This is a genomic window from Novosphingobium sp. PY1 (assembly GCF_017312445.1).
Lineage (GTDB): Bacteria > Pseudomonadota > Alphaproteobacteria > Sphingomonadales > Sphingomonadaceae > Novosphingobium.
Map to the genome: position 1 here is coordinate 204,728 of NZ_BLTI01000016.1, position 22,540 is coordinate 227,267.

Sequence of the window (22,540 nt, forward strand, 5' to 3'; positions counted from 1 at the left end):
ATTCCCGCCATGCTCGGCGCACTCGTCAAATCGATTTTCGGTTCGTCCAACGAACGCTACGTCAAGTCACTCGAAAAGATCGTCCAGCAGATCAACGGCTACGAGCCGACGCTGGAAGCCTGCACCGACGAGGAACTCGCTGCGCAGACGCCCAAGTTCCGCGAAATGCTGGCGGCCGGGGCGACGCTCGACGATATCCTGCCCGAAGCTTTCGCCACCGTGCGTGAGGCCTCGAAGCGCGTGTTCGGCATGCGCCACTTCGACGTCCAGATGATCGGCGGCATCGTCCTGCATCGCGGTGAGATCGCCGAGATGCGCACGGGCGAGGGCAAGACCCTTGTCGCGACGACCGCGACCTATCTCAACGCGCTGGAAGGCAAGGGTGTTCACATCGTCACGGTGAACGACTACCTCGCCCGCCGCGACGCGGAAATGATGGGGCAGCTGCACAATTTCCTCGGCCTGACCGTCGGCGTGATCGTGCCCAACCTCAACGAGTTCGAGCGCCGCGAGGCCTACGCTGCCGACATCACCTACGGCACGAACAACGAGTTCGGCTTCGACTACCTGCGCGACAACATGAAGCATGAGCGCAGCCAGATGGTGCAGCGGCCCTTCAACTTCGCCATCGTCGACGAAGTCGACTCGATCCTGATCGACGAGGCGCGTACGCCGCTCATCATCTCGGGTCCCACCGACGACAAGTCGGAGCTGTACATCTCGGTCGACGCGATCGTGAAGCAGCTCGACGCGGAAGACTACGAGACCGACGAGAAGACCAAGAACATCACCCTCACCGAGGACGGTGTCGAGAAGGCCGAGCGCATGCTCGAGGATGCCGGTCTGCTGGTGGGGTCGAACCTCTACGACGTCGAGAACACGCAGGTGGTTCACCACCTCGACCAGGCTCTCAAGGCCGTGGTCATGTTCAAGCGCGACACCGACTACATCGTCAAGGACAACAAGGTCGTCATCATCGACGAGTTCACCGGCCGCATGATGGACGGCCGGCGCTGGTCGAACGGCCTGCACCAGGCGGTCGAGGCCAAGGAAGGCGTCAAGATCGAGCCGGAGAACCAGACTCTCGCCTCGATCACCTTCCAGAACTATTTCCGCATGTATCCCAAGCTTTCGGGCATGACCGGCACTGCCGCGACCGAGGCGGCGGAATTCTACGACATCTACAAGATGAACGTGGTCACCATCCCGACCAACCTGCCGGTCGCGCGCGTCGACGAGGAAGACGAGTTCTACAAGAACACGCTCGACAAGTTTGCCGCCATCGCCAAGCTGATCCGCGAGAAGAACGAGAAGGGCCAGCCGGTCCTCGTCGGTACCGTTTCGATCGAAAAGTCGGAACTGCTTTCGGACTTCCTCAACAAGGAAGGCGTCAAGCACTCGGTCCTCAATGCGCGCTTCCATGAGATGGAAGCGCATATCGTTGCCCAGGCCGGTCGCTATGGCGCGGTGACCATTGCCACCAACATGGCCGGTCGCGGCACCGACATCCAGCTTGGCGGCAACTACGAGTTCCGCATCGACGACGAGCTCTCCGAAATTCCCGAAGGTCCCGAGCGCGAAGCTGCGATTGCGCGGATCAAGATGGAAGTCAGCGACGAGAAGGGCCGCGTCATCGCTGCTGGCGGCCTGTGCGTCATCGGCACCGAGCGCCACGAGAGCCGGCGCATCGACAACCAGCTGCGCGGCCGTTCGGGCCGTCAGGGCGACCCGGGCCTTTCGAAGTTCTACCTCTGCCTCGAGGACGACCTGCTGCGCATCTTCGGTCCGGACACGCTCTTCGCCAAGATGATGAACAGCAACCTTGCCGACGGCGAGGCGATCGGCTCGAAGTGGCTGTCCAAGGCTATCGAGACGGCGCAGAAGAAAGTCGAGGCGCGCAACTACGAAGTGCGCAAGCAGGTCGTCGAATACGACGACGTGATGAACGACCAGCGCAAGGTGATCTACGAGCAGCGCTCGGACATCATGGACGCCGAGACGGTCGACGACGTTGTGGTCGACATGCGCAACGACACGGTCAACTCGCTTGTTGCCGATGCCTGCCCGCAAGGGTCGTACCCTGAGCACTGGGATGTCGATGGCCTCAAGGAAAAGGCGAAGGACATTCTCGGGGTCGATGCCCCGATCGACGCCTGGATCGACGAAGACGGCATCGAGCCGGAAATCGTCGAGGAACGCCTGGCCGAGCTGGCTGGTGCGCACATGAGCGCGAAAATGGCCAGCGACGATCCGGCGATCTGGCGCCAGGTGGAAAAGTCCATCCTGCTCGACCGCATCGATCATCACTGGAAGGACCATCTCGCCACTCTCGACGCGCTGCGTCAGGTCGTGTTCCTGCGCGCCTATGCGCAGAAGACGCCGATCAACGAGTACAAGCAGGAAGCCTTCGGCCTGTTCGAGCACATGCTCGATACGATCCGCGAGGACGTGACCCGCATTCTGTCGGTCAGCGAACTGCGCATTCCCGAGCCGGCCCAGCTGCCCGAACTGCCCGACTTCCTGACCGGTCACATCGATCCGCTCACAGGTCTCGAGAATTCCAACGACGGCGACGGTTCGGCCGAACGTGCGGCGCTGTTCGGTTCGCTTGCGGGCAGCCCGCAGGCGACGGCAAGCCCGGGCGGCACTGCCGAGAATCCCTATGCGGATCTGCAGATCAGCCGCAATGCGCCTTGCCCCTGCGGTTCGGGGAACAAGTACAAGCACTGTCACGGCGCGCTTGTCTGACGCTTCAGGCCGCCGGGCTCCCTGATCGGGGTGCGGGCCGGCGCAGCAGATGAAACGAGAGCCCCGGAGCGATCCTCCGGGGCTCTTTTTTGTGTCTGCAAAGGCGCTGTTCCTGCACGATGCAAGCGATTGTCATTGATGTGAAACGATAAATTACAAAGCCTGACTTGCTAATGAGAATGACTCGCGTTAACTGGGCGCCGTCCAGTCAACAGGGGATTTCATGAAGACGATCCGGATTATGGCCGTTTGCTGCACGGCATTGGTGTCGCTGCCGGCTATGGCAGAGGAAGCTGCAGACGTTCGCAGCGACATCATTGTCACAGGTGAGCGCGAAAGCAGCGGCCTGACCCTGAAGACCGATACGCCGGCAATCGAAACGCCCCAGCCGGTCACGGTCATCCCGGAAGACCTGTACACCGCGCAAGGCGCGATTTCGGTCAGCGATACACTGCGCTACGTCGCAGGCGTCCAGTCCAATCCCTATGGTCCGGACAGCCGTGTCGACGGCGGCTTCGTGCGCGGCATCAATGCGCTGCAGTTCCGCGACGGCATGCGCGACGTCTACAGCTACTACGCCAGCATCCGCGCCGATCCCTACAACTTCTCGTCGGTCCAGGTGATCCGCGGCCCGGCCTCGGTGCTCTTCGGCCAGGGTTCGCTCGGCGGAATCATCAACCTGGCATCGAAGAAGCCCCAGTTCGAGAGCGCCGGGGAAGTCTCACTGCTTTACGGTTCGCACGATCGCAAGGAGATGCTGGCCGACCTGACCGGGCCGATCTCGTCGACGCTCGCCGGGCGAGTGGTCGCTCGCGTCCGCGATTCCGGCACACAGACGGACCACGTTCCCGATGACCGGGTCATGATCTCGCCGTCGCTGACCTGGAGCCCGGACGCGCGCACCGACCTGACGCTTATCGGGCTCTACCAGGAGGACGACGGTGGAACGACTTCGCAGTTCCTGCCGCTGGTCGGCACGATCCTGCCCAATCCGAACGGCCAGCTGAAGAATAGCCTGTTTGTCGGCAAGCCGGGATGGGACCGCTATGACGGCCGCCTGCTGCAGGGCACGGCGATGCTCGGCCACCGCTTCAGCGACAACGCGAAGATCAATCTCAAGGCGCGCTACATCGATAGCGACCTGACCTATTTCTCGCACTATCCGAACAGCTATTCGAACCCGGCCAATCCCTATCTCGACGAGGATCAGCGGCTGATCACGCTGATTGCCGCGGGTTCGAAGGCACGCATGGAGATCTTCTCCAGCGACAACAATGTGCAGTTCGATTTCAACACCGGGGGCGCAGTCGAGCACAAGCTGCTGGCCGGCGTCGACTACAGCTGGAACCGCGTCCGCAAGACAGACGGCTATGCCTATGAAACGATCGATATCTACGACATCGACCGCGATGCCCTGAGCGATTTCGGCGGCGGTCTGCCTCCGGGCGCGGCACAGTCGGACGATACCAGGCAGGAGCAGCTGGGCCTATATCTGCAGGACCAGGTCCGCTTTGCCGACCGGGTTTCAGTGGTCTTCGGCGTCCGCCGGGACAAGGTGACCTCGCGCAGCTTCGGCGTTAAGGCCATCGACGAAAGTGCGACCTCCTTCCGCGCCGGCGCGATCGGCGAAGTGGTTCCGGGCGTCTCGCCGTTCTTCAGCTTTACCGAGAGTTTCGAGCCGATTGCAGGCACGGATGTATATGGCGATGCATATGCGCCCAAGCGCGGCCGGCAGTTTGAGGCAGGGGTCAAGTTCCACCCGGGCGAGGCGACGTTGGTGACGGTTACCGCCTACCACATCAAGGAGCGCAATCGGCCGGTTTCGGTTGCGGTGGAGGACCCGGACAATCCCGGAAACCAGATCACCGGAATGCTGCAGATTGGCGAGTCCTTCTCCAAGGGCATCGAAGTCGAAGGCAGCACCGTACTTCCGGGCGAATTCCAGATCCTGGCCAACTTCAGCTACAACAAGGCCGAAGAAGCCGGAAGCGGTCAGCAACTCGACAACGTACCCAAGTACAACGCCTCGCTCTGGGCGACGCGGCCCTTCCAGCTCTCGCCGGATGTCGCGCTCCTGCTGGGCGGCGGCGTTCGCCACACCGGGGCCCAGCGTTCTTACGGGCCTGCGTTCCCCGATGGCCTTCGCACGCCGGGCTACACGCTGGTCGATGCGCTGGCCGAGGTTAGCTGGCAGAACTGGTCGTTCCGGGTCAATGCCACCAACCTGCTGGGCAAGAGCTTCTACTCTTCCTGCCTCGCCCGCGGCGACTGCTTCATGGGTGAAGAGCGCAACGTGTTCGGCACGGTGAGCTATCGCTTCTGATGGTGGGTGACGCGCTCCTCTCTCTCGGAGCGGCGCTCGCTGTGGCTGGCGTGGCAATGCTGCGCCGGTCATGGTCGCGCCGCACCCGCTCGCACGGCCTCAACCTTGCGGCCTGGGGGGCTCTGGCCCTGTCCATCGCGCTGGGCTGGTCAAGCGCCGGTGCCTGGGGGACTGCTGTCGAGATCATCGTGGCGATGGCGCTGGCTTTTGTCCTCCTGGGATGGGCCGCCTGGTCATCGCCGCCCGGCAAGGCGACGGCCTCGAACCGGCGTGTCGGCATGCTGCCCGAGAATGGAGGGGCGCTGCGTGTCGGCCGGCGCTTCGTCACTTTCGCCTTCGTCGCGGTCCTGGCGCTGGTATCCTCGCTGGGGCTTGCCGTGGCGGCGCGCGGGCTGGCGCTTGCGGCGGGGGCAGGGGAGGTCAACGCCAATGCGATCAGCCTCTTCGTTACGCCGCTGGCCTGGACGGGGCTGGCCTACGCCCTGATGATGACCGGCAGCCGTCGCCGCCAGCTGGTCATGCTTGCCTTCGGCACGGTCGCTGCCGTTCCCGCCTACATGATCGGAGCCATGACATGAGCGCCGCTATCGAATCGGGCACGGTCAAGCGCGCCCTTTCCGCCCATGCCGCCATCGGCCTGATTGCCGGGGCATTGCTCTATCTCGTCTCGCTGACAGGCACGATCTGCGTCTTTGCAGAAGAACTGCAGAGGATCGAGCAGCCGGATGCGCCGGAAATGGCGCAGATCGCGCCCGATGCGGTCCAGCGCGGTGTGGAGGCGATGCTGGCCGCAGAGGCGGACAAGCCGGTGACCAGCCACCTCTATGTGCACATGCCCAGCGCGGACCTGCCGCGAGCAACGATCACCACGGACAACGGCGCGCGCCATCTCCATCCCGATGGCTCGCTTGCAGAGCCCGAGGAGATCGCGTGGACGGACTTCCTCGTGGCGCTGCATTACAAACTCAACCTGCCCAGCCTTGTCGGTATTTCCATAGTCGGCGCGCTCGGGGTGATGATGCTGGCCCTCTCGCTGTCCGGTGTCGTGGCGCACCCGCGCATCTTCCGCGATGCCTTTCGCCTGCGTGCGCGGGACAAGGGCGGGGTTGGCCTGGCCGACTGGCATAACCGCATGAGCGTGTGGACGCTGCCGTTCTCTATTGCCATTGCGCTGACCGGTGCGGCGATCGGCCTTGCGAGCCTGACGGCGTTCTCGGTCGCCAGCGCCGGCTATGGCGGCGACGCCGAAGCGGTATTCGCCACCATCTTCGGGGATGAACCCACTCCCGACAAGGCGCCCGCGCCGATGCCCGATGTGGCAAGCGCCCTGCGCCACATGGCCAGCGAGAAACCGGACATTGCCGTGGACTACGTCGTGCTTGAAGACCCGCAGACTGCGGGACAGGCCGTACGGCTGATTGGCAAGCCAGAGCGGCGGCTCATTTTCGGCGAATATTACGGTTTCGACGCCCGGGGGCGGTTCACCGGCAGCGTGGGCCTGTCCGATGGCGCGCTGGGGCAACAGGCCGCGGCATCGACTTATGACCTGCATTTCGGCAACTTTGGCGGGCTCTGGGTCAAGATCGCCTATTTCGTCTTCGGAACGGCGCTTACCGCAATCTGTGCGACTGGCACTTATATCTGGCTCGGCAAGCGCCGCAGGCGTGGGCAAGATGAGCTGGTTCTGCGCGCCGGATGGGACGGCATTGTCTGGGGGGCGCCGCTTGCAGTGGCAGCGACATTTGCTGCGCGGCTGTTGTGGGGCAACGAGACGCCATTCGCGGCCATTTTCTGGATAATTTATCTTATCGTTGTCGTTGCTTTCATTGCATTGAAATATAAGTGTTTTTACGTATTTAGCAGATCTAAGTTAGCTTCCTGAGTCAAACGTAAACGGGTTGTTAACCAAGTTGGGCTGATAATTCTTAACCAGCGTGTAAGAAGTATGACGCTCAAGAGCTGCGGAAGAACAGGCTCAAACCCCACAGTTTGCCATATCTCCACACAAAAATAGCCCGGCTTCCCCGCCGGGCTTTTTTTGTGTCCTGTCAGTAGATCCATCTTCCGGCGCGCTGGCCTGACCTGCCTGTACGCGATTCAGCGTTCCGGGCAGTTCTCGACGCATGTGTCCCCAGGCGTTGCGATCAGCCCGCCACTCGTGCGGATGGTCGCGCCGCTGCCTACCCTGTAGGCCGGGGCATCGGTGCTGGTCAGGGGGTCGACGCCGCCGGGATGAGGGGCAACCTGGCTCGCGGCTGCTGCGCCGTTTCGTGAGCTGTGCTGCCGCCTGTTGCTCGTTTCGATCCGTGCCGGACGGGCGCGGCCGCCCTCGATGGCCCGCGCGGTTGCGTCCATGCTGTGCGAAATCGCCGAACCCAGCGAGCGGCCCGCACCCGATTGCTGCGCCGGGCCGGAGAGGATCTGGGCCGTTTCGAAGGCGTCCTGTGCGGCAGCAGGCCATGTAGCGCCCAGAAGGATCATCGCTCCTACGAAGCGAAGTCGCGCACCAGTCATTGCCCTTGCTCCCTTCAGGTGTCTGGTCACAGCAAGGCTGAACCTCCTTCGTGTCCATGGCAAGCCTTTGCCAGGCGGAGGGCACGGCGCAGCACTTCCAGGTACAGCCGGGCAATTGCCCCGGACGACCCCATTTGGCGAATCGATCTGGTGGTGTCGGAAAATAGGCTGCGGGCTGCGGGCAAAAAAATAGCGGCCCGAAGACCGCTGATTTTTTCCTTCTTGGAAGAAGGAAGGAAGTTGGCTCCCCGAGTAGGAGCCGTTTATGGATTTCCGCGGTTCTCATCGTCTCTCAAGCCGTCTAAAAGAATTATTGTATAACAATATGTTGGTGCAATCTCCGTCCCATGGGAGTGATTGACGTCTTCAAAGATCTCAATCATTGTGTGGTAACGAATGTGGTAACGAATTGGATGGCTCCCATGGGGAACCTTACTCTGTTGAAAGCCAAGAATGCTAAGCCTGGTCGGCACAGTGACGGCAAAGGCCTCATGCTGCTGGTGAAGCCGAGTGGTGCTCGGTCCTGGGTGCTTCGGGTTCAGCATAAGGGAACTCGCCATGAGATTGGGTTGGGCTCGATAGATGACCTCTCGCTAGCTGAAGCTCGCGACAAGGCTGCGGAGCTGCGCAGGATCGTCCGCCAGGGAGGAAATGCACGTGCATTTCGCGACAAGGTGGATCCTGTTATTCCGACTTTCGCGGAAGCAGTTGGTAAGGCGCATGCGGCTCTTCTGTCTGGGTGGTCGGATAAGACCGGGGATGCGTTCAAGCGTTCATTGGAAGAGCATGCTGTCCCAATTATCGGTGCTCGCCGTGTCGATGAGATCGGCGCAGAACATGTTGTCAGTGCATTGGCGCCGATTTGGGTTTCGAAGCCTCAGCAGGCCCGGAAAATTCGAGTCCGTATCCTTCAGGTTCTTGGTTTTGCCAAAGGGCGCGGATGGCGCTCAAGCCCGCTTCCGGACCCGTTGGACATTACGCGTGCGCTACCCAAGCAGCCACGAGGCCGTAACTTTGCTGCAATGCCGTATTCTGCGCTGCCATCATTTGTTAGCGACCAACTGAAGGCTAAAGACTCGTCGGCGCGATTAGCTTTGCTCTTTACGATTTTGACGGCCGCAAGGAGCGGCGAGGTGCGATGGGCAAGCTGGCAGGATATCGATCTTCGGGCGCGTACTTGGACGCGATCTGCTGAACTGATGAAATCTCGCCAACCACATGTCGTCACGCTGAATGCGGCTGCGCTTGCAATCCTTGAGCGCGCCGCCACCCACTTTGGCAATGACGCCTTGGTGTTTCCGTCATCAAATTCTCGAAAGCCGCTGTCGGATATGGCGTTGAGCAAAATGCTACGCGATGCCGGACGCCCAGAAACCGTCCATGGATTTCGATCAACCTTCCGTGATTGGGCGGCGGAGAAAATGCCGAGGGTGCCCTCAATGGTCGCAGAGATGGCGCTGGCGCATAGTGTCGGCAACGCAACCGAACAAGCCTACTTACGATCCGATCTTCGTCAGCTACGATTTCAACTGATGGATGCATGGGGGACCTTCGTGGCGCCATCGATATCCAGGGCAGTTGAATGAATGGTGACCTCAGTTTCTGATCGGCGACATGATCGTCTTCGGGCTGAGCGACACACGCTGGTGAACATCGTCGGCCGCCCGACGGTGGCCAACTGGCGCGAGTGCCAGGCGTCACTCGGCAAGTTCGACGTCACCTGCGATCGTGACGAGCGCCGGGTGGACAATCCGCTGCCGCGCCGGACGTTCCGGTTTCAGGTTCAGGATCCCGATGCCTGGGCGCTGCTGGAGGAACTCAACGGCAGCGCGATTGACCAGCCTTTCAGATGGGCGAATTGTCGGTCGCGGGCCGTCGGCTCGGTTCGCTGCGCCACGGCATGGGCGGGGCGCCGGGACCGGAATTCTGGGGGCCGGTCGCTCTGTACGACGAGGTGCGCAACGCGATCATCGAAGCCGGCCAAAAATACGGCCTGCGGCTGGTCGGCGCGCGCGCCTATGGCACGGCGGCTGTGGATTCGGGGTGGCTGCCTTGTCTCTATGCCGGAGAGGCCATGCACCCGTACCGCGAATGGCTGCCCGCCGCGAGCCATGAAGGCATGGCATCACTGGGGGCAGCTTCGTTTCGGACAAGATCGAGGATTATTTCTTCACACCCTGGGATTTGGACTACGGCCGGACAATTCGTTTCGATCACGATTTCGTTGGACGCGAAGCGCTGGAAAGAATCCAGGATCGCCTCTATCTCCGGAAGGTGTCGCTGGTCATCGATCCGGATGACGCCGCAGCGGTGTTCCGCAGTCAGATGGGGACGGCCGCAACGGCAAGGCAATGGAAATGCCCAACGGGCACTATGCGGCCTATCCCTATGACGCGGTGCTCGACGCCGGCGGTAACCAGCGCCGCGTCTCCACCTATGTTTCCTTCTTTGACACCGACAAGGCGCTGGTCTCGCTGGCCGTGGTGGATGAGAAATTCGCCGCCGTCGGCAGCAAGGTCACGCTCCTCTGGGGTGAGCCGCGAGGCGGCCCGTACCGCCCGCTGGTAGAGCCGCACGTGTAGATGGAACTGCGCGCGACCGTGGCGCAATTGCCTTTCTCCAGCGTGGCGCGAACCGGCTATCGCCCCGCGGCATAGCAAGGTCGGCACCGTCCGGGCCGTGATGTGGCCGGGGTCGGCACTGACGGCACCAGCGCATCACTGGTCCGCGCGGTGCGGAAGATCGTCGCGCCTGTTCGGGCACCGCATGATCAGCCTGCCGCGCCGCCCACCGGATGCACCAGCGCGAACTTTTCGAGCACTTTCTGCAGCTGGTCCTCGGCCCTGGCCATGACTGTCGCCTTCGCTTCCGGGCTTTTCTGCAAGCCCTCGGACGGCGTCACGCCCTTGGTACCATGAACCACATCGCCCTCGCAGGCGTTCATTGCCGAGATCCGCCAGAATACCGTCCTCATAGGTCGGGATCACTGCACCGTGGTAGAAGCCGGACGCGACCGCATTCAAAATTTGTGTCGCTGTCAGAGGCCGCCGGTCGGCACGAATTCCTGCCCTACAGGCCCATGAGGCCGCGCAGCGATGCCCGGTCGATGCCTGCATCGGCGAAATCGTCGAAGGCATGCGGGGTGACGCGGATGATGTGGTCGCGAATGAAGTGGGCGCCTTCGCGGGCGCCGTCGTCGGGGTGCTTCAGCGCGCATTCCCATTCCATCACTGCCCAGCCATCGAAATCATATTGGGCCAGCTTGCTGAAGACGCGGCCGAATTCCACCTGGCCATCGCCCAGCGAGCGGAACCGCCCGGGTCTTTCGACCCAGCCCTGATATCCGCCGTAGACGCCGCTGCGGCTGCTGGGCCGGTATTCCGCATCCTTGACGTGGAAAGCCTTGATCCGCGCATGATAGACATCGATGAAGCCGACGTAGTCCATCTGTTGCAGCATGAAATGGCTGGGATCGTAGAGTATCGCGGCGGCCGGATGATCGTTCACCGCGCCGAGGAAGCGCTCGAAGGTCACGCCGTCGTGAAGATCCTCGCCCGGGTGCAGTTCGAACGCGCAATGCACGCCGTTTTCCGCGAAGGCGTCCAGCAAGGGCTTCCAGCGCTTGCCCAGTTCGGCGAAGGCTTCTTCCACCAGTCCCTGCGGCCGCTGCGGCCAGGGGTAGAAATAGGGCCAGGCGAGGGCGCCCGAGAAGGTGGCATGGGCGGTAAGGCCCAGGCGGCGGCTGGCGCGCGCGGCCAGGGTGACCTGCTGCACCGCCCAGGCCTGCCGCGCATCGGCATTGCCCCGTACGTGCGGCGCCGCGAAGCCATCGAACAGTGCGGAGTAGGCGGGATGCACCGCCACGAGCTGGCCCTGCAGGTGGGTCGACAGTTCGGTGATCTCCACACCCGCTTCGGCAAGGCGGCCTTGCAGGTCCTGGCAATAGCCGTCGCTTTCGGCAGCCGTTTCCAGATCGATCAGCCTGGGATCGCAGGGCACCTGGATGCCCTTGTAGCCCAGCCCGGCGGCCCAGGATGCCAGGCCGTCCAGGCTATTCCGTCCGGGGGTGTCCGAAAGGAACTGTGCCAGGAAAACCGCCGGCCCCTTGATCGTCTTCATGCGTCTGCTCCTCAAGATCCGTCAGCGCCGGCTCAGCGCACCACGTGGAGATAGGCCATGCTTTGCGCCAAGGCCGCGAAGGGCCCGTTCGCAAAGGGGGGCTCCTGTTCGACGAAATATCCATGCACGCCGCTGGCATAAGCCAGGTCGAGCAGTTTCGGCCAATCGACGATGCCCTTGCCCAGCGGGACGGAAATCTGCTCGGCGACGAAATTGGCCTTGGTCCGGGGGTCGATGTCCTTCATGTGCAGCATTTGCACCCGGCCCTTGGCTTGCGCCAGCACCTCCACCGGATCGCGGCCGGCGGCGGCCACCCAGCCAATGTCCATCTCAAAACCCACCAGCGCCGGGTCCGTTTCGCGCAGCAGGATGTCCCAGCCGGTGGTGCCGTCCACGGGGGCGAATTCGAAGTTGTGGTTGTGGTAGGACAGGCGAATGCCGGCTTTCCGGAATTCCTCTCCCCGCCGGTTCAGGAAGTCCGCCGTCCGCTTCCAGTCCGCTTCGGTAAAGGCGCCGATAAGGCTCCTCAGCTTTGGCAGCAGCTTGTCGTCCAGCGCCGGCACGGTGCCTTCGGCCAGCAGCGGCAATGCCATGACCACGCTCTTGGCACCGACGGTTTGCAGATCGGCGATGATCGGCGCGACGTCTTCCGTCAGCATGTGGTCCTGCGGCGATCTGTGCCATTGCACGGGAATGTGCATGCCCCGGATCGCAAGTCCGTTCGCGTCGGCGGCGGCCTTCAGTTCGGCGGCGGTGTGGCCGTGCAGCCCGGCCGTCTCGATCGCCTTGAAGCCCAGCTTTGCCAGCTTGGCGAAGCTGCCCTGCAGGTCCCGCTCGACTTCGGCCGATAGGGGGTAGAGCTGGATGCCCAGTTCCAGATCGCGGTGGCGCCCGAAGAAGGGCCTGCGCGCGCGCGCGGCGGCCGGCCAGCTTGCCGCCATGCACGCCAATGCGGCTCCCGCCACGAACTGCCGGCGGGACGGCGTGAGGCCGTTTGTCATGTCCATGTTTTCCACTCCCTTCCTATCAGTCGGCCAGGATGACCCAGCTGTCCCGGGCGCGGCTGGCCGTCACCGCCAGCTCGACGAAGCGCATGGAGCGCACGCCTTCCTCTATCCCGGGCACCAATCCGCCCGCCGCACCGGCTCCGCCGCGCACGATCGTCGCGAAGTCGGTGTAGATATTGGCGAATGCCTCGATGAAGCCCTCCGGATGGCCGATCGGCAGCCGGGTTCCCGGAACCGCGCCCTGGCCGGCCCGCAGGATTTCCGTCCGCCCGTCCGCATGATCGATCCGCAGGGTGCCGCAATCCTCGTGGCTCCAGGAGAGCGTTGCCGCCGTTCCGTGCACTTTCAGCGTCAGGTCATTGCGCTCTCCCGTGCAGATCTGGGAAGCCACCAGGACGCCGGGCTGGCCGCCGGCGAAGCGCATCAGGATGTTGCAATCGTCATCCAGCGTCCGTCCCCCCACCACGCTGGACAGGTCGGGCATGATTTCGACCACCCGCTCGCCGCTGACGAACTCCGCGAGGTTGAAGGCATGGACGCCGATGTCCCCGATGCAGCCGCCCACGCCTGCCTGCCTGGGATCGACGCGCCAGTGCGCCTGCTTGTTGCCGCCATGCTCGGCCGGTTCGGCCAGCCATCCCTGGATATACTGGACCGCGACTTTCCTGACGCGGCCGATGGCACCTTGCGCCACCAGCGCGCGGGCGTGCCGGATCATCGGATAGCCGGTATAGGTATACGTCAGCGCATAGTGCCCGCCGGTGCGCGCCACTGCATTTTCGAGCATGAGGGCTTCGGCAAGGTTGCTTGCGGCGGGCTTGTCGGAAATGACGTGAAGGCCCGCTTCCAGTGCCGCGATCGCCAAGGGCTGGTGCAGATGGTTGGGGGTGACGATGGCGACGAATTCGGCGCCGTCGGGCCGCTTTGCCTCCTCCGCGATCAGCTTGCGCCAGTCGCTGTAGATGCGCTCGTCGGGCAGTCCCTGGGCCCGCCCGCCCGAGAGCGAGCGGTCCGGGTCGCTGCTGAATGCGCCGGCCACCATCCGGATGCGCCCGTCAAGGCGGGCGGCCATGGCGTGAACCGGCCCGATGAAGGCGCCGGGCCCGCCGCCGATCATCGCCATGCGCACGGGATTTGTGGTGCTTGCTGCGGGAATGTCTGTAGTCATGATGTCAATGTCCGATGGGGAGCAGGGCAGGGCCGCGGGACGGCGGGCGGAAGCCGAAGGCAAGGATCAGCGCGCTGAGCAGCGAAAGTCCCACGGGAACCATGAAGAGCGTGCGATAATCGACCACGCTGATCGGGCCGGCCGGTCCGGCGACCGTTTGCGTGATCTTGGTCATCAGCAGCGGGAACAGGAAACTGGCGACCACCATGCCGATCCCCAGCACCAGCAGGTTGACCAGCCCCTGCGCGCTGGTGCGCAGGTCTTCGGGAAAAACGTCGTCGAAGAAGATGTAGACGACGGCGAAGAAGAACGCATAGCAGATGCCGTGCAGCAGCTGCGCGATCATGATCACGGGCACGCTGTCAGGCGCGAACGCGAATACCGCGAAGCGCACCGCGTGCCCCAGCACGCCGATGATCAGCGTGGTGCGCCAGCCCAGCCGCGCGACCACTCGGCCCAGCACGAACATCGTCAGCAGTTCGGCGATCTGGCCAAGGCTGAGCACGATCATGCTGAGGTTGCCGGCGATCCCGACCCGATCGGTCAGGAAGGCGTCGGCCATCACGAAGTAGCCGTTGTGGATGACCGAATCGATGAACGTGACCACGAACAGCACCGCCACGAACGGCTGGCGCAGGAGAAGGAATGCGCTGCGCCACGCCAGGCTGTCCACGCCCTGATGCTTGCGCGGCGGCGTGTGGGGCAGGGTGAGGGAGAACGCGGTGAGCACGAACGAGATGATCGCCGCCACCAGGAAGATCCACCGGATCTGCTCCAGCGTGGCATGCGCGCCCAGCAGGAAGAAGAACGGCCAGCTGACCAGCACCCATCCCAGCGTCCCGCCGGTCCGCACCTTGCCGAAATCGCGCGCCGGCTGGGCCAGGTTGGCGAAGGCAAGCGCGTTGGAGACTGATAGCGTGGGCACGTAGATCAGGCTGTAGACCAGGAAGAAGCCGAAGAACGTGGCGAAGCTGGCGGACCAGGCGACGCCCAGCAGGCAAAGGCCGGACAGCGCGTGGTTGAAGGCCATGAACCGTTCGGCGGCGAAGTTGCGATCGGCGAACTGGTTGGAAAAGAACAGGCCGGCGAAAGCGGCGATGCCCCAGCTGCTTCCCACCAGCGCTTGCTGGCCGGGGGTGAAGCCAAGGCCGGTCATGTAGGGAAAGATCTTCGGCGCCCACGCCCCCCACACCGCCAGCTGCATGGCCATCATGATGAAGAGTTTCAGCTTCGTATTCATTTCAGGCGCCCCTCGCGCTTTGTCCTGTTCCGCCGTGTTTTATCTGCCCGGCCTGCACGCCGCGAACCAATCGTGCAGGCAGGGCATTCGCGGACCGTCGCCCACGGGATAGGCATGTGCGAGATGAATGTAAACCATTACATTTTGATGCCCGTCATGGCACGATGCGATGGGATTCGGTGCTGGTCTTTCCGGGGATTTGCAGCCAAGGGATACGCGATGGCCACGATAATCGACATTGCCAGACGAGCCGGAGTGTCCGTCGCGACAGTTTCGCGGACGTTCAGTCACCCCGACAAGGTTCGGTCCGGCACGCGGGAAAAGGTGAGGAAGGCGGTCGCCGAACTCGACTACAGCCCCAACGCGCTGGCCCGCAGCCTGCGCCAGATGCGCAGCGGCACCGTGATCGTGATTGTCCCCTCGATACAGAACACGTTTTTTTCCGGGATCGTCCAGGGCGTCGAAAATGTCGCCCATGACAACGGCTTCCGGGTCCTGCTGGGCGAAACCCAGGGGCGGCAGGAACGGCTGGACTATTACGCCGCGATGGTTTCAAGCCGTGTCGCGGATGGCCTGATCCTGCTGGGATCGCTCCTGCCCGGTGAAGTTACGGAGCGGATGAAAGAGGGCGCGGGGCTGCCGATGCCGCTTGTCCTGGCGTGCGAGCGGTTCGAGGACCTTACCTGCCCCCATGTCGCGATCGACAACGAGAAGGGCGCTTATGAGGCAACGCGCCACCTGATCGACCAGGGCTGCCGACGGATCGCCACCGTTTCGGGGCCGGCCGGCAACACGCTCAGCCAGGATCGCGTCGTCGGCTATCGCCGTGCCCTGGCCGAGGCGGAGCTGCCGTTCCTGCCGGACTATGTGCTTGAGGGCGATTTCACCGTGGAATCGGGCTATTCCGCCATGGCGGACCTGCTGTTGGTGGAACCGCGAGCAGACGGCATATTCTTCGAGAACGATGAAATGGCGATCGGCGCGCTGCGGGCCATCCGCGAGGCGGGGCTTTCGGTTCCGGGCGATTTCGCCATAGTCGGCTTTGACGACATCCGGTTCGCCGAGTTCGTCGATCCTCCGCTGTCGACGATCCGCCAGCCGACGGTGGAGATCGGGGAGGCCGCGATGGAGCTGATGATGCGAACCTTGCGGGCCGAGGATGCGGGCGCCACCGAGATCATCCTGGATCATCAACTGATCATCCGCGCCTCGTCCGATCGGAGCGCCGGCTGGACCGGTTAAAGGGGCTGGACCGGAAACCACCTGCCCGCAGTCGCGCGATTGCAAGGTGGCGTGACGGGCGCCATAAGGCGTCATGTCCATCAGTCGATCAGACCTTGCTGATTTCACGTATTTTCTTGCGATCGCCAGGCACAGCAGTTTCCGCCGGGCCGGTATCGAGCTGGGCGTCAGCGCCTCTGCCGTAAGCCATGCGATCAAGGGTCTTGAGGATCGGCTGGGCGTTCGCCTGCTGAACCGGACCAATCGCAGCGTGACGCTGACCGCCGCCGGCGAGGAATTGCGCAACGCGATCACCGAGCCGTTCAGCGCGATCGGCCAGGCGGTGGAAGACCTCAACCGATACCGGGACGCGCCGGTAGGGCGAATTCGCCTCAACGTCCTGGTCGATGCCGCGGCCTTGCTGCTGGCGCCGGTCCTGCCGGTCTTCGCGGAGCGTTACCCCGACATCGAAATCGAAATCGTCGCTTCCAATCGCATGGAGGATGTCGTGGGCGGCGGGTTCGACGCCGGCATCCGTTTTGGCGGCACCGTGCCCGAAGACATGATCGCACAGCGCCTGTCGGCCGACATCCGCTGGATAGTGGCCGGTTCACCGCGCTATTTCGAACAGTACGGGGAACCTGAAACGCCGTACGATCTGCAGGATCACCGGTGCATCGGCATCCGCCTCGGCGATGGCCGGCTCTATCAGTGGGAGTTCAGCGGCCCGGCGGGAGAGTTCGCGGTTCCCGTGCCAAGCAAGATCATCGTCGACGAAACGCGCACCATGGTGATACTGGCTTCGTCGGGCGTGGGGCTGACTTACGGGGCGCGGGCCGTGCTCGAACCCTATCTTGCCTCGGGAGTGCTCAGGACCACGCTGGATGACTGGGCCACGACGGGGGGCGGGCTGCAGATATATTACTCCAGCCGGCGCCAGGTCCCCGCCGGCCTGCGCCTCCTTGTCGACCTTATTCGCGAGATGAGGCCGTTGGGGTTCTGACCTTAGGCGCCGATCAACTCGCGCCCGATCAGCATCCGCCGGATCTCGTTGGTGCCCGCGCCGATGTCGAGCAGCTTGGCGTCGCGCATGAAGCGTTCCACCGGCCAGTCCCGGGTATAGCCGGCCCCGCCCAGCGCCTGCACGGCTTCCAGCGAAACCTTCACGGCGTTTTCCGAAGCCAGCAGGATGGCGCCCGCCGCGTCGAAGCGCGTAGTCTGGCCGGCACCGCAGGCGCGCGCCACCGCATAGACATAGGCGCGCGCCGAATTGAGCGCGACATACATGTCGGCGATCTTGGCCTGCATGAGCTGGAAGTGGCCGATCGGCTGACCGAACTGCTTCCTTTCGCGCACGTAAGGCAGCACCACGTCAAGGCAGGCCTGCATGATGCCGAGCTGGATTCCCGCCAGCACCGTGCGTTCATAGTCCAGCCCCGACATCAGGATGCCGACGCCGCCGTTGAGCGGCCCCATGATATTCTCTTCGGGCACTTCGCAGTCGTCGAAGACCAGTTCCGCCGTCGGGCTGCCGCGCATGCCGACCTTGTCGATCTTCTGCCCGATCGAAAAGCCCTTGAAGTCCTTTTCGATGATGAAGGTGGTGATGCCGCGCGCGCCTTCGCCCGTCTTTGCATAGACGACCAGCGTATCGGCGTAAGTGGCGTTGGTGATCCAGAACTTGGTGCCGTTGAGGATGTACCTGTCGCCCTTCTTTTCCGCCCTGAGCTTCATCGACACGACATCGGAACCCGCGCCGGCTTCCGACATGGCAAGGCTGCCGACGTGCTCGCCGGAGATGAGCCCGGGCAGGTACCGGGCCTTCTGCTCGGGCGAGGCCCAGCGGCGGATCTGGTTGACGCACAAGTTGGAATGCGCGCCGTATGACAGGCCGATCGAGGCGGAGGCGCGGGCCACTTCCTCCTGCGCCACGACATGTTCCAGATAGCCCAGCCCCAGGCCGCCGTCCGCCTCGTCCACGGTCATGCCGTGCAGGCCAAGTTCGCCCATTTCCGGCCACAGGTCGCGCGGGAACCAGTCTTCGGCATCGATCCGCGCGGCCAGGGGGGCAATGCGGTCGGCAGCAAAGCGTGCGGTCGTCTCGCGGATGGCATCGGCGGTTTCACCCAGGCCGAAATCCATGTTGGGTTGGGACATTGCGTGGCATTCCTGATTTATCGTTCACGGCCGATGTACAGGCCTTGGCATTGCAGGTGAAATTGAAAGATTTGCGCGCAGGGTATAGATAGCATCTATGATCGAACGCTATCTGCTGCGCTATTTCCTGGCCGTCGTGAATGCCGGCAGCTTTTCCAAGGCTGCGGCGCGGGTTCATGTCACGCAGCCGACCCTGTCGGTCGGCATCGCCAAGCTGGAGACGCTGGTCGGCGCGCCGATCTTTCACCGGACCAGCCAGCGCGTCCACCTGACGGAAGCCGGCGCGCGCCTGTTGACACATGCCCGGCGGATCGAGAACGAGTTCAACGTCCTGGCGCGCAGCGCGATCGGCGCCGGCGAAACCAGGCTTGTGCGCCTGGGCGTGCTCTCGACGATACCGACCGCGTCGCTCGAACGGCTGGTGGCCGAGCACCGGCAGCGTGACGACGGCGGGCAGATAGAGATCGTCGAAGGCGGAGAGCGCGATCTGGTCGTGAGGCTTGGACGGGGCCGCATCGATCTGGCGCTGACGACCCTGCGCGAGGATGGCGAATGGCGGCAGGAGCCGCTCTACCAGGAGCACTATTCGCTGGCACTGCCGCGCTGGCATCGCTTTGCCCCGGCCGATACGGTGCGGGCGGAGGATCTGGCGGAGGAAACGATGATCGTGCGCCGCCACTGCGAGGCCCTGAGCAAGATCAGCCGCCATTTCACCGAGCGCGGCGTGCGCCCCCGGTTCAGCTTCCGCACGACGAACGACGACAAGGCATTGTCGCTGGTGCGCGCCGGGCTCGGCATCACCGTCATGCCCGATGGCTACCGCGATCCGGATGTTGCGCGGCCGCGCCTTGCCGGCTTCGAACTGACGCGCCGGATCGGCATCGTCCACGGCAACGGCAGTGGGCTTTCGGGTGAGGAGGCGCCACTGCTCGATGCGATCAGGGCGGTGATGGGTTCCTCAAGAAAGGGTGGCGGTGTGGTTATCTCGTGACGCTGGCGGGCGACGCTTCAATCCGCGGAGGACCCATTGCAGGTATCGTCGTTCTCGCAGATCTTGCCATCGGGGTCGTCGAAGGCGCGGGCCAGATTTTCTGACATGCGGTTCAGAACTGACAGGCAGGTGTCGATTTCCTTGCGATCAATCCCTTCCAGCGCCCGCAGGTTGATGTCCACCGCATAGTGCATCAGTTCCGCCTCAAGCGCTCTTCCGCGGTCGGTCAGGACGATGCGCTGTTTCCGCTTGTCCTGAGCATCGCGCATGCGCTTGACCAGTCCGTCCTTCACCATGGCGTTGATGATGGAAGCTGTGGTGTTCTCGGTCACGTTGGTGCGGTGGCTCAGGGCACGCTGGGTCAGGCCGTCCTCGATCCACAGGATGCGAAGATAGTACCAGTAGCCGGTCTTGAGGCCATGGGGTGCAAGGCAGGCGTTCAGCAATCGATCGAAACGCCGGTGACAACGGCGGACCTGATATCCGGCGCTTTGCTGCGGGTCCAGCGGTAGCGGTTTTGAGGGCAAGTTGCTTTCCTTTCAAAACGTTTCGCCGTGAAACGCCGGTTTGCCTCGGATGAACCGCCCAAGCTACGCAGCAACGGGCAACGTGTCGAGCCTTGTGGCCCGGACCATGCCCGCCCGTGCGCGGCGGCCGGAATGGGGAGACCACTCCGGCGCCGCCACGGTTCATGGCTCCGATCTGGCAGTTCCTAGATCCGGAACTCGGTAAACGTCTCTGGCGCGAACATCTCCTCCACCGTCAACTGGCGGGGGGAAAGCCCCTGCTCGTGGTGGTAGCGAGTGAAAGTCTCGATAACGTGGCGGTTCCGGTCGATCCCGTAAGGCCACCATTCCTTGCCGAGCGTGGCGATCGTATCCTCGACCGCCGCGATCTGCCAGGGCAGCATCGTCTTCAGCGAGGCCGAGATGACAAGCTCCTCGTAGGTGCGGCGTTGCGCCTCGATGAAGGCCTTGGTCAGGGCCTGCGCGATCCAGCGGTTCCGCTCGTAGATGTCGCGGCGCAGTGCGACGACGTGCATGATCGGGAAAATGCCGGTCTTCGCGAAATAGGCCCTTTCGACCTCCACGAAATTGCCGAACAGCCGCCGCACGTTGTGCGGCTCGGTATGGAACGTCGATGGCGCCCGGGCGGCGTGCAGGGCGTCGATCTCCCCGTCCGCCAGCATGCGCGACAGCGTCTGCGTGGGTCCGATCGGCTGGACGCTGAACTTTTCGGGCAGGTTCAGCTTCAGCTTTTCCTCGCGCCCCGGCTCCTCCTCTCCGCCCGTCACGTAAGTGACCGATGCCGGATCGACGCCGTATTCGTCCTGCAGGATGCCTCTGATCCAGACCGGCGCCGTCATCTGATATTCCGGCACGCCGATCCGCTTGCCGACCAGATCTTCAGGCTTTTCGATGCCGCTCTTGGCGGACACGAAGATGCACGAATGGCGGAAGAAGCGGGAGGGGAACACCGGAATGGCGATGAAATCGGGATTGTCGCGTCCCAGCGTCACGCAATAGGAGGACATCGACATCTCGGCCGCGTCGAACTCGCGGTTGCGGAGCATCCTGAAGAAGGTCTCCTCGACGTCCAGCACCTGATAGTTGAGGTCGATGCCGTCGGGCTGCACTTCGCCCGAGCGCAACGCCTCGGTCCGGTCATATCCCCAGCAGGCGAACGAAAGGTTCAGTCTGGTCACGGTCGGTTCTTCTCCTTTGTCTGATTGATTATCGATGCCGGGGCAATCTCGCGGCGGTGCCTGCTGGATTCGAGCAGGGCCTCGCAGCAGGCCATTGTCTCCAGGCCCCAGCGCCCGTCGTGAATGGGTTCCCTCTCGCCGGTGATGGCGCCGATGAATTCGGCAAGGACTTCCGCGCGGGGAAGCGCCGGCGGCGGGATATCGATGAAGCGCCTTTGCGTATCGCCGTATATGGCAATGCCTTTCGGCGTGATCTTGAGGTCCGCACGTTCGCAGCTTGCGAGAACGAAGCCGAAGTGCTCGTGATGCGGCGCGGGTGGAGACGCTTCCTGGGCCGCCTGCGCTCCATAGGCGCGGCTGAGCTTCGCGGCCTCTTCATCCTCGCGGGACAGCGCGGCCAGTTTCCGCCGCGCGTCTCCGTAGGCCGCCGGGTCCTTTTCATGACCCAGTTCGGAAATCCAGCCGACAAGTTCGTCGCTGTCATAGTGGGCATAGCCGCTGTAAGTCAGCGTGGCGCAGGCGCCGTCGGCAAAGCTGATGAACGCGCTGTAGGCGCCTTCGCTGGGCCGGCTATCGTCCCAGTTGCCCGCTGTCGCGCGGATAGAGGTGACCGGGCGCCCGACGATCCGGCGAACCACGTCGATCTGATGCGCGGCCTGGCTATAGACCACGCCGCCGCCGCGCGCGGTGTCCAGCTCTTCGGGACGGCGGGGGCGGAACATGAAATCGGTAAAATTGAGCGCGGTCACCATCCGCAGCGCGCCGAACTCGCCGGAGTGCACCATGTCCGCCGCCGCCTGGACCGGCGCGTCGAACCCGTGGCTCGGGCCGACCACAAGCACCCTGCCGGAAGAGCGCGCGGCGGCCTCCATCGCCATGCAGTCCCGGATGCCGGTCGCCATGGGTTTCTCTACCAGGACGTGCTTGCCCGCGCGGAGCGCGGCGATGGTCTGCTCGGCATGGAATTCGTGCGGAGAGGCGATGTAGACAGCATCGACATCGCCCGAGGCCAGGAGCGCGTCGACGCTATCGAACGCGGCCGCCGCGAACTGCGCGGCGAAATGTTCGCGTGCCTCCTGCCGCACGTCGAAGGCTGCCGTCAGGCGGATGCGCGGGTGGGCGCGCAGGGCCGGGAGCGTGAGCATGAAGCCGCGCCCCAGGCCTATGATTCCCAGTCTAATTCCCATGTTTTCCGCCATTTACACCCTCAAACCCGCAAAATTTCTTCATCATGCTTGTCAGCGATAATACTTCGATATAGAAGTAAGTTCGAAGAGTCGATATAGAAGTGCAAGCACGGAGTCGAGCGCTCCCGCAAGCAAACTTCAGCAGCGAACGAGAACGAGG

20 protein-coding genes are annotated in these 22,540 nt (G+C 63.4%); 10 read left to right on the forward strand and 10 right to left on the reverse strand.

What is annotated here, in order from left to right; all coding sequences use genetic code 11:
- The first annotated feature begins 9 nt into the window (after window positions 1-9).
- The 4 genes from secA to J3474_RS20625 all read left to right on the forward strand — a co-directional run bounded on the left by secA (window position 10) and on the right by J3474_RS20625 (window position 6,953).
- Window positions 10-2,748, forward strand: coding sequence for a preprotein translocase subunit SecA (gene secA, locus J3474_RS20610; protein ID WP_207095423.1), 2,739 nt, complete (start codon window positions 10-12; stop codon window positions 2,746-2,748).
- Window positions 2,749-2,971: 223 nt separating this feature from the next.
- Window positions 2,972-5,071 (forward strand): TonB-dependent siderophore receptor, encoded by a 2,100-nt coding sequence (locus J3474_RS20615; RefSeq protein ID WP_207095424.1) that lies wholly within the window; start codon window positions 2,972-2,974, stop codon window positions 5,069-5,071.
- 2 nt (window positions 5,072-5,073) lie between these two features.
- The gene (locus J3474_RS20620; protein ID WP_207095425.1) at window positions 5,074-5,649 is read left to right on the forward strand and encodes a hypothetical protein; all 576 of its coding nucleotides are present in this window, start codon (window positions 5,074-5,076) and stop codon (window positions 5,647-5,649) included.
- Window positions 5,646-6,953 (forward strand): PepSY domain-containing protein, encoded by a 1,308-nt coding sequence (locus J3474_RS20625; RefSeq protein WP_207095426.1) that lies wholly within the window; start codon window positions 5,646-5,648, stop codon window positions 6,951-6,953. Before J3474_RS20620 ends, J3474_RS20625 begins: the two co-directional genes overlap by 4 nt.
- A gap of 215 nt (window positions 6,954-7,168) precedes the next feature.
- Here the strand turns inward: J3474_RS20625 and J3474_RS20630 are convergent, their stop codons facing one another.
- The gene (locus tag J3474_RS20630; protein WP_207095427.1) at window positions 7,169-7,585 is read right to left on the reverse strand and encodes a hypothetical protein; all 417 of its coding nucleotides are present in this window, start codon (window positions 7,583-7,585) and stop codon (window positions 7,169-7,171) included.
- A 347-nt stretch (window positions 7,586-7,932) separates the two neighbouring features.
- Here J3474_RS20630 and J3474_RS20635 point away from each other — a divergent pair, with 347 nt between their 5' ends.
- The 3 genes from J3474_RS20635 (at window position 7,933) to J3474_RS20645 (ending at window position 10,167) form a co-directional block, all read left to right on the forward strand.
- The gene (locus J3474_RS20635; RefSeq protein WP_207095428.1) at window positions 7,933-9,171 is read left to right on the forward strand and encodes a site-specific integrase; all 1,239 of its coding nucleotides are present in this window, start codon (window positions 7,933-7,935) and stop codon (window positions 9,169-9,171) included.
- Window positions 9,172-9,434: 263 nt separating this feature from the next.
- Window positions 9,435-9,977, forward strand: coding sequence for a hypothetical protein (locus J3474_RS20640; protein WP_207095429.1), 543 nt, complete (start codon window positions 9,435-9,437; stop codon window positions 9,975-9,977).
- On the forward strand, window positions 9,937-10,167 hold the full coding sequence (locus J3474_RS20645; protein ID WP_207095430.1) for a hypothetical protein: 231 nt from the start codon (window positions 9,937-9,939) through the stop codon (window positions 10,165-10,167). The genes J3474_RS20640 and J3474_RS20645 overlap by 41 nt, the downstream gene beginning before the upstream one ends.
- Window positions 10,168-10,355: 188 nt before the next feature.
- Here the strand turns inward: J3474_RS20645 and J3474_RS20650 are convergent, their stop codons facing one another.
- The 5 genes from J3474_RS20650 to J3474_RS20670 form a co-directional block, all read right to left on the reverse strand.
- Window positions 10,356-10,529 carry a hypothetical protein gene (locus tag J3474_RS20650; protein WP_207095431.1) on the reverse strand — a complete coding sequence of 58 codons (174 nt, stop codon included), beginning with the start codon at window positions 10,527-10,529 and terminating at the stop codon, window positions 10,356-10,358.
- Window positions 10,530-10,654: 125 nt separating this feature from the next.
- Entirely contained in the window at window positions 10,655-11,704 is a 1,050-nt protein-coding gene (locus J3474_RS20655) for a sugar phosphate isomerase/epimerase (protein WP_207095432.1), read from the reverse strand.
- Window positions 11,705-11,736: 32 nt separating this feature from the next.
- Window positions 11,737-12,711: a sugar phosphate isomerase/epimerase gene (locus J3474_RS20660; RefSeq protein WP_207095433.1), complete on the reverse strand. Its 975-nt coding sequence runs from the start codon at window positions 12,709-12,711 to the stop codon at window positions 11,737-11,739.
- A gap of 19 nt (window positions 12,712-12,730) precedes the next feature.
- Window positions 12,731-13,879 carry a Gfo/Idh/MocA family protein gene (locus J3474_RS20665; RefSeq protein WP_242528514.1) on the reverse strand — a complete coding sequence of 383 codons (1,149 nt, stop codon included), beginning with the start codon at window positions 13,877-13,879 and terminating at the stop codon, window positions 12,731-12,733.
- 4 nt (window positions 13,880-13,883) lie between these two features.
- Window positions 13,884-15,119, reverse strand: a complete 1,236-nt coding sequence (locus J3474_RS20670; protein ID WP_207095434.1) for an MFS transporter — start codon at window positions 15,117-15,119, stop codon at window positions 13,884-13,886.
- Window positions 15,120-15,338: 219 nt separating this feature from the next.
- Here J3474_RS20670 and J3474_RS20675 point away from each other — a divergent pair, with 219 nt between their 5' ends.
- Window positions 15,339-16,361, forward strand: a complete 1,023-nt coding sequence (locus J3474_RS20675) for a LacI family DNA-binding transcriptional regulator (RefSeq protein WP_207095435.1) — start codon at window positions 15,339-15,341, stop codon at window positions 16,359-16,361.
- Between the two features lie 73 nt (window positions 16,362-16,434).
- Window positions 16,435-17,343 carry a LysR family transcriptional regulator gene (locus J3474_RS20680; RefSeq protein ID WP_207095436.1) on the forward strand — a complete coding sequence of 303 codons (909 nt, stop codon included), beginning with the start codon at window positions 16,435-16,437 and terminating at the stop codon, window positions 17,341-17,343.
- A 2-nt stretch (window positions 17,344-17,345) separates the two neighbouring features.
- Here J3474_RS20680 and J3474_RS20685 read toward each other — a convergent pair whose 3' ends face one another.
- Window positions 17,346-18,497 carry an isovaleryl-CoA dehydrogenase gene (locus J3474_RS20685; RefSeq protein ID WP_207095437.1) on the reverse strand — a complete coding sequence of 384 codons (1,152 nt, stop codon included), beginning with the start codon at window positions 18,495-18,497 and terminating at the stop codon, window positions 17,346-17,348.
- Between the two features lie 97 nt (window positions 18,498-18,594).
- Here J3474_RS20685 and J3474_RS20690 point away from each other — a divergent pair, with 97 nt between their 5' ends.
- Entirely contained in the window at window positions 18,595-19,488 is an 894-nt protein-coding gene (locus J3474_RS20690) for a LysR family transcriptional regulator (protein ID WP_207095438.1), read from the forward strand.
- Between the two features lie 17 nt (window positions 19,489-19,505).
- Here J3474_RS20690 and J3474_RS20695 read toward each other — a convergent pair whose 3' ends face one another.
- From J3474_RS20695 to J3474_RS20705, 3 genes are all read right to left on the reverse strand, one after another.
- Window positions 19,506-20,015: a MarR family winged helix-turn-helix transcriptional regulator gene (locus tag J3474_RS20695; RefSeq protein ID WP_207095439.1), complete on the reverse strand. Its 510-nt coding sequence runs from the start codon at window positions 20,013-20,015 to the stop codon at window positions 19,506-19,508.
- Window positions 20,016-20,200: 185 nt separating this feature from the next.
- A complete protein-coding gene (locus J3474_RS20700; protein ID WP_207095440.1) occupies window positions 20,201-21,193 on the reverse strand; it encodes an ABC transporter substrate-binding protein in 993 nt (330 codons plus the stop codon).
- Window positions 21,190-22,392, reverse strand: coding sequence for a Gfo/Idh/MocA family protein (locus tag J3474_RS20705; protein WP_308632988.1), 1,203 nt, complete (start codon window positions 22,390-22,392; stop codon window positions 21,190-21,192). The genes J3474_RS20700 and J3474_RS20705 overlap by 4 nt, the downstream gene beginning before the upstream one ends.
- Between the last annotated feature and the right edge of the window lie 148 nt (window positions 22,393-22,540).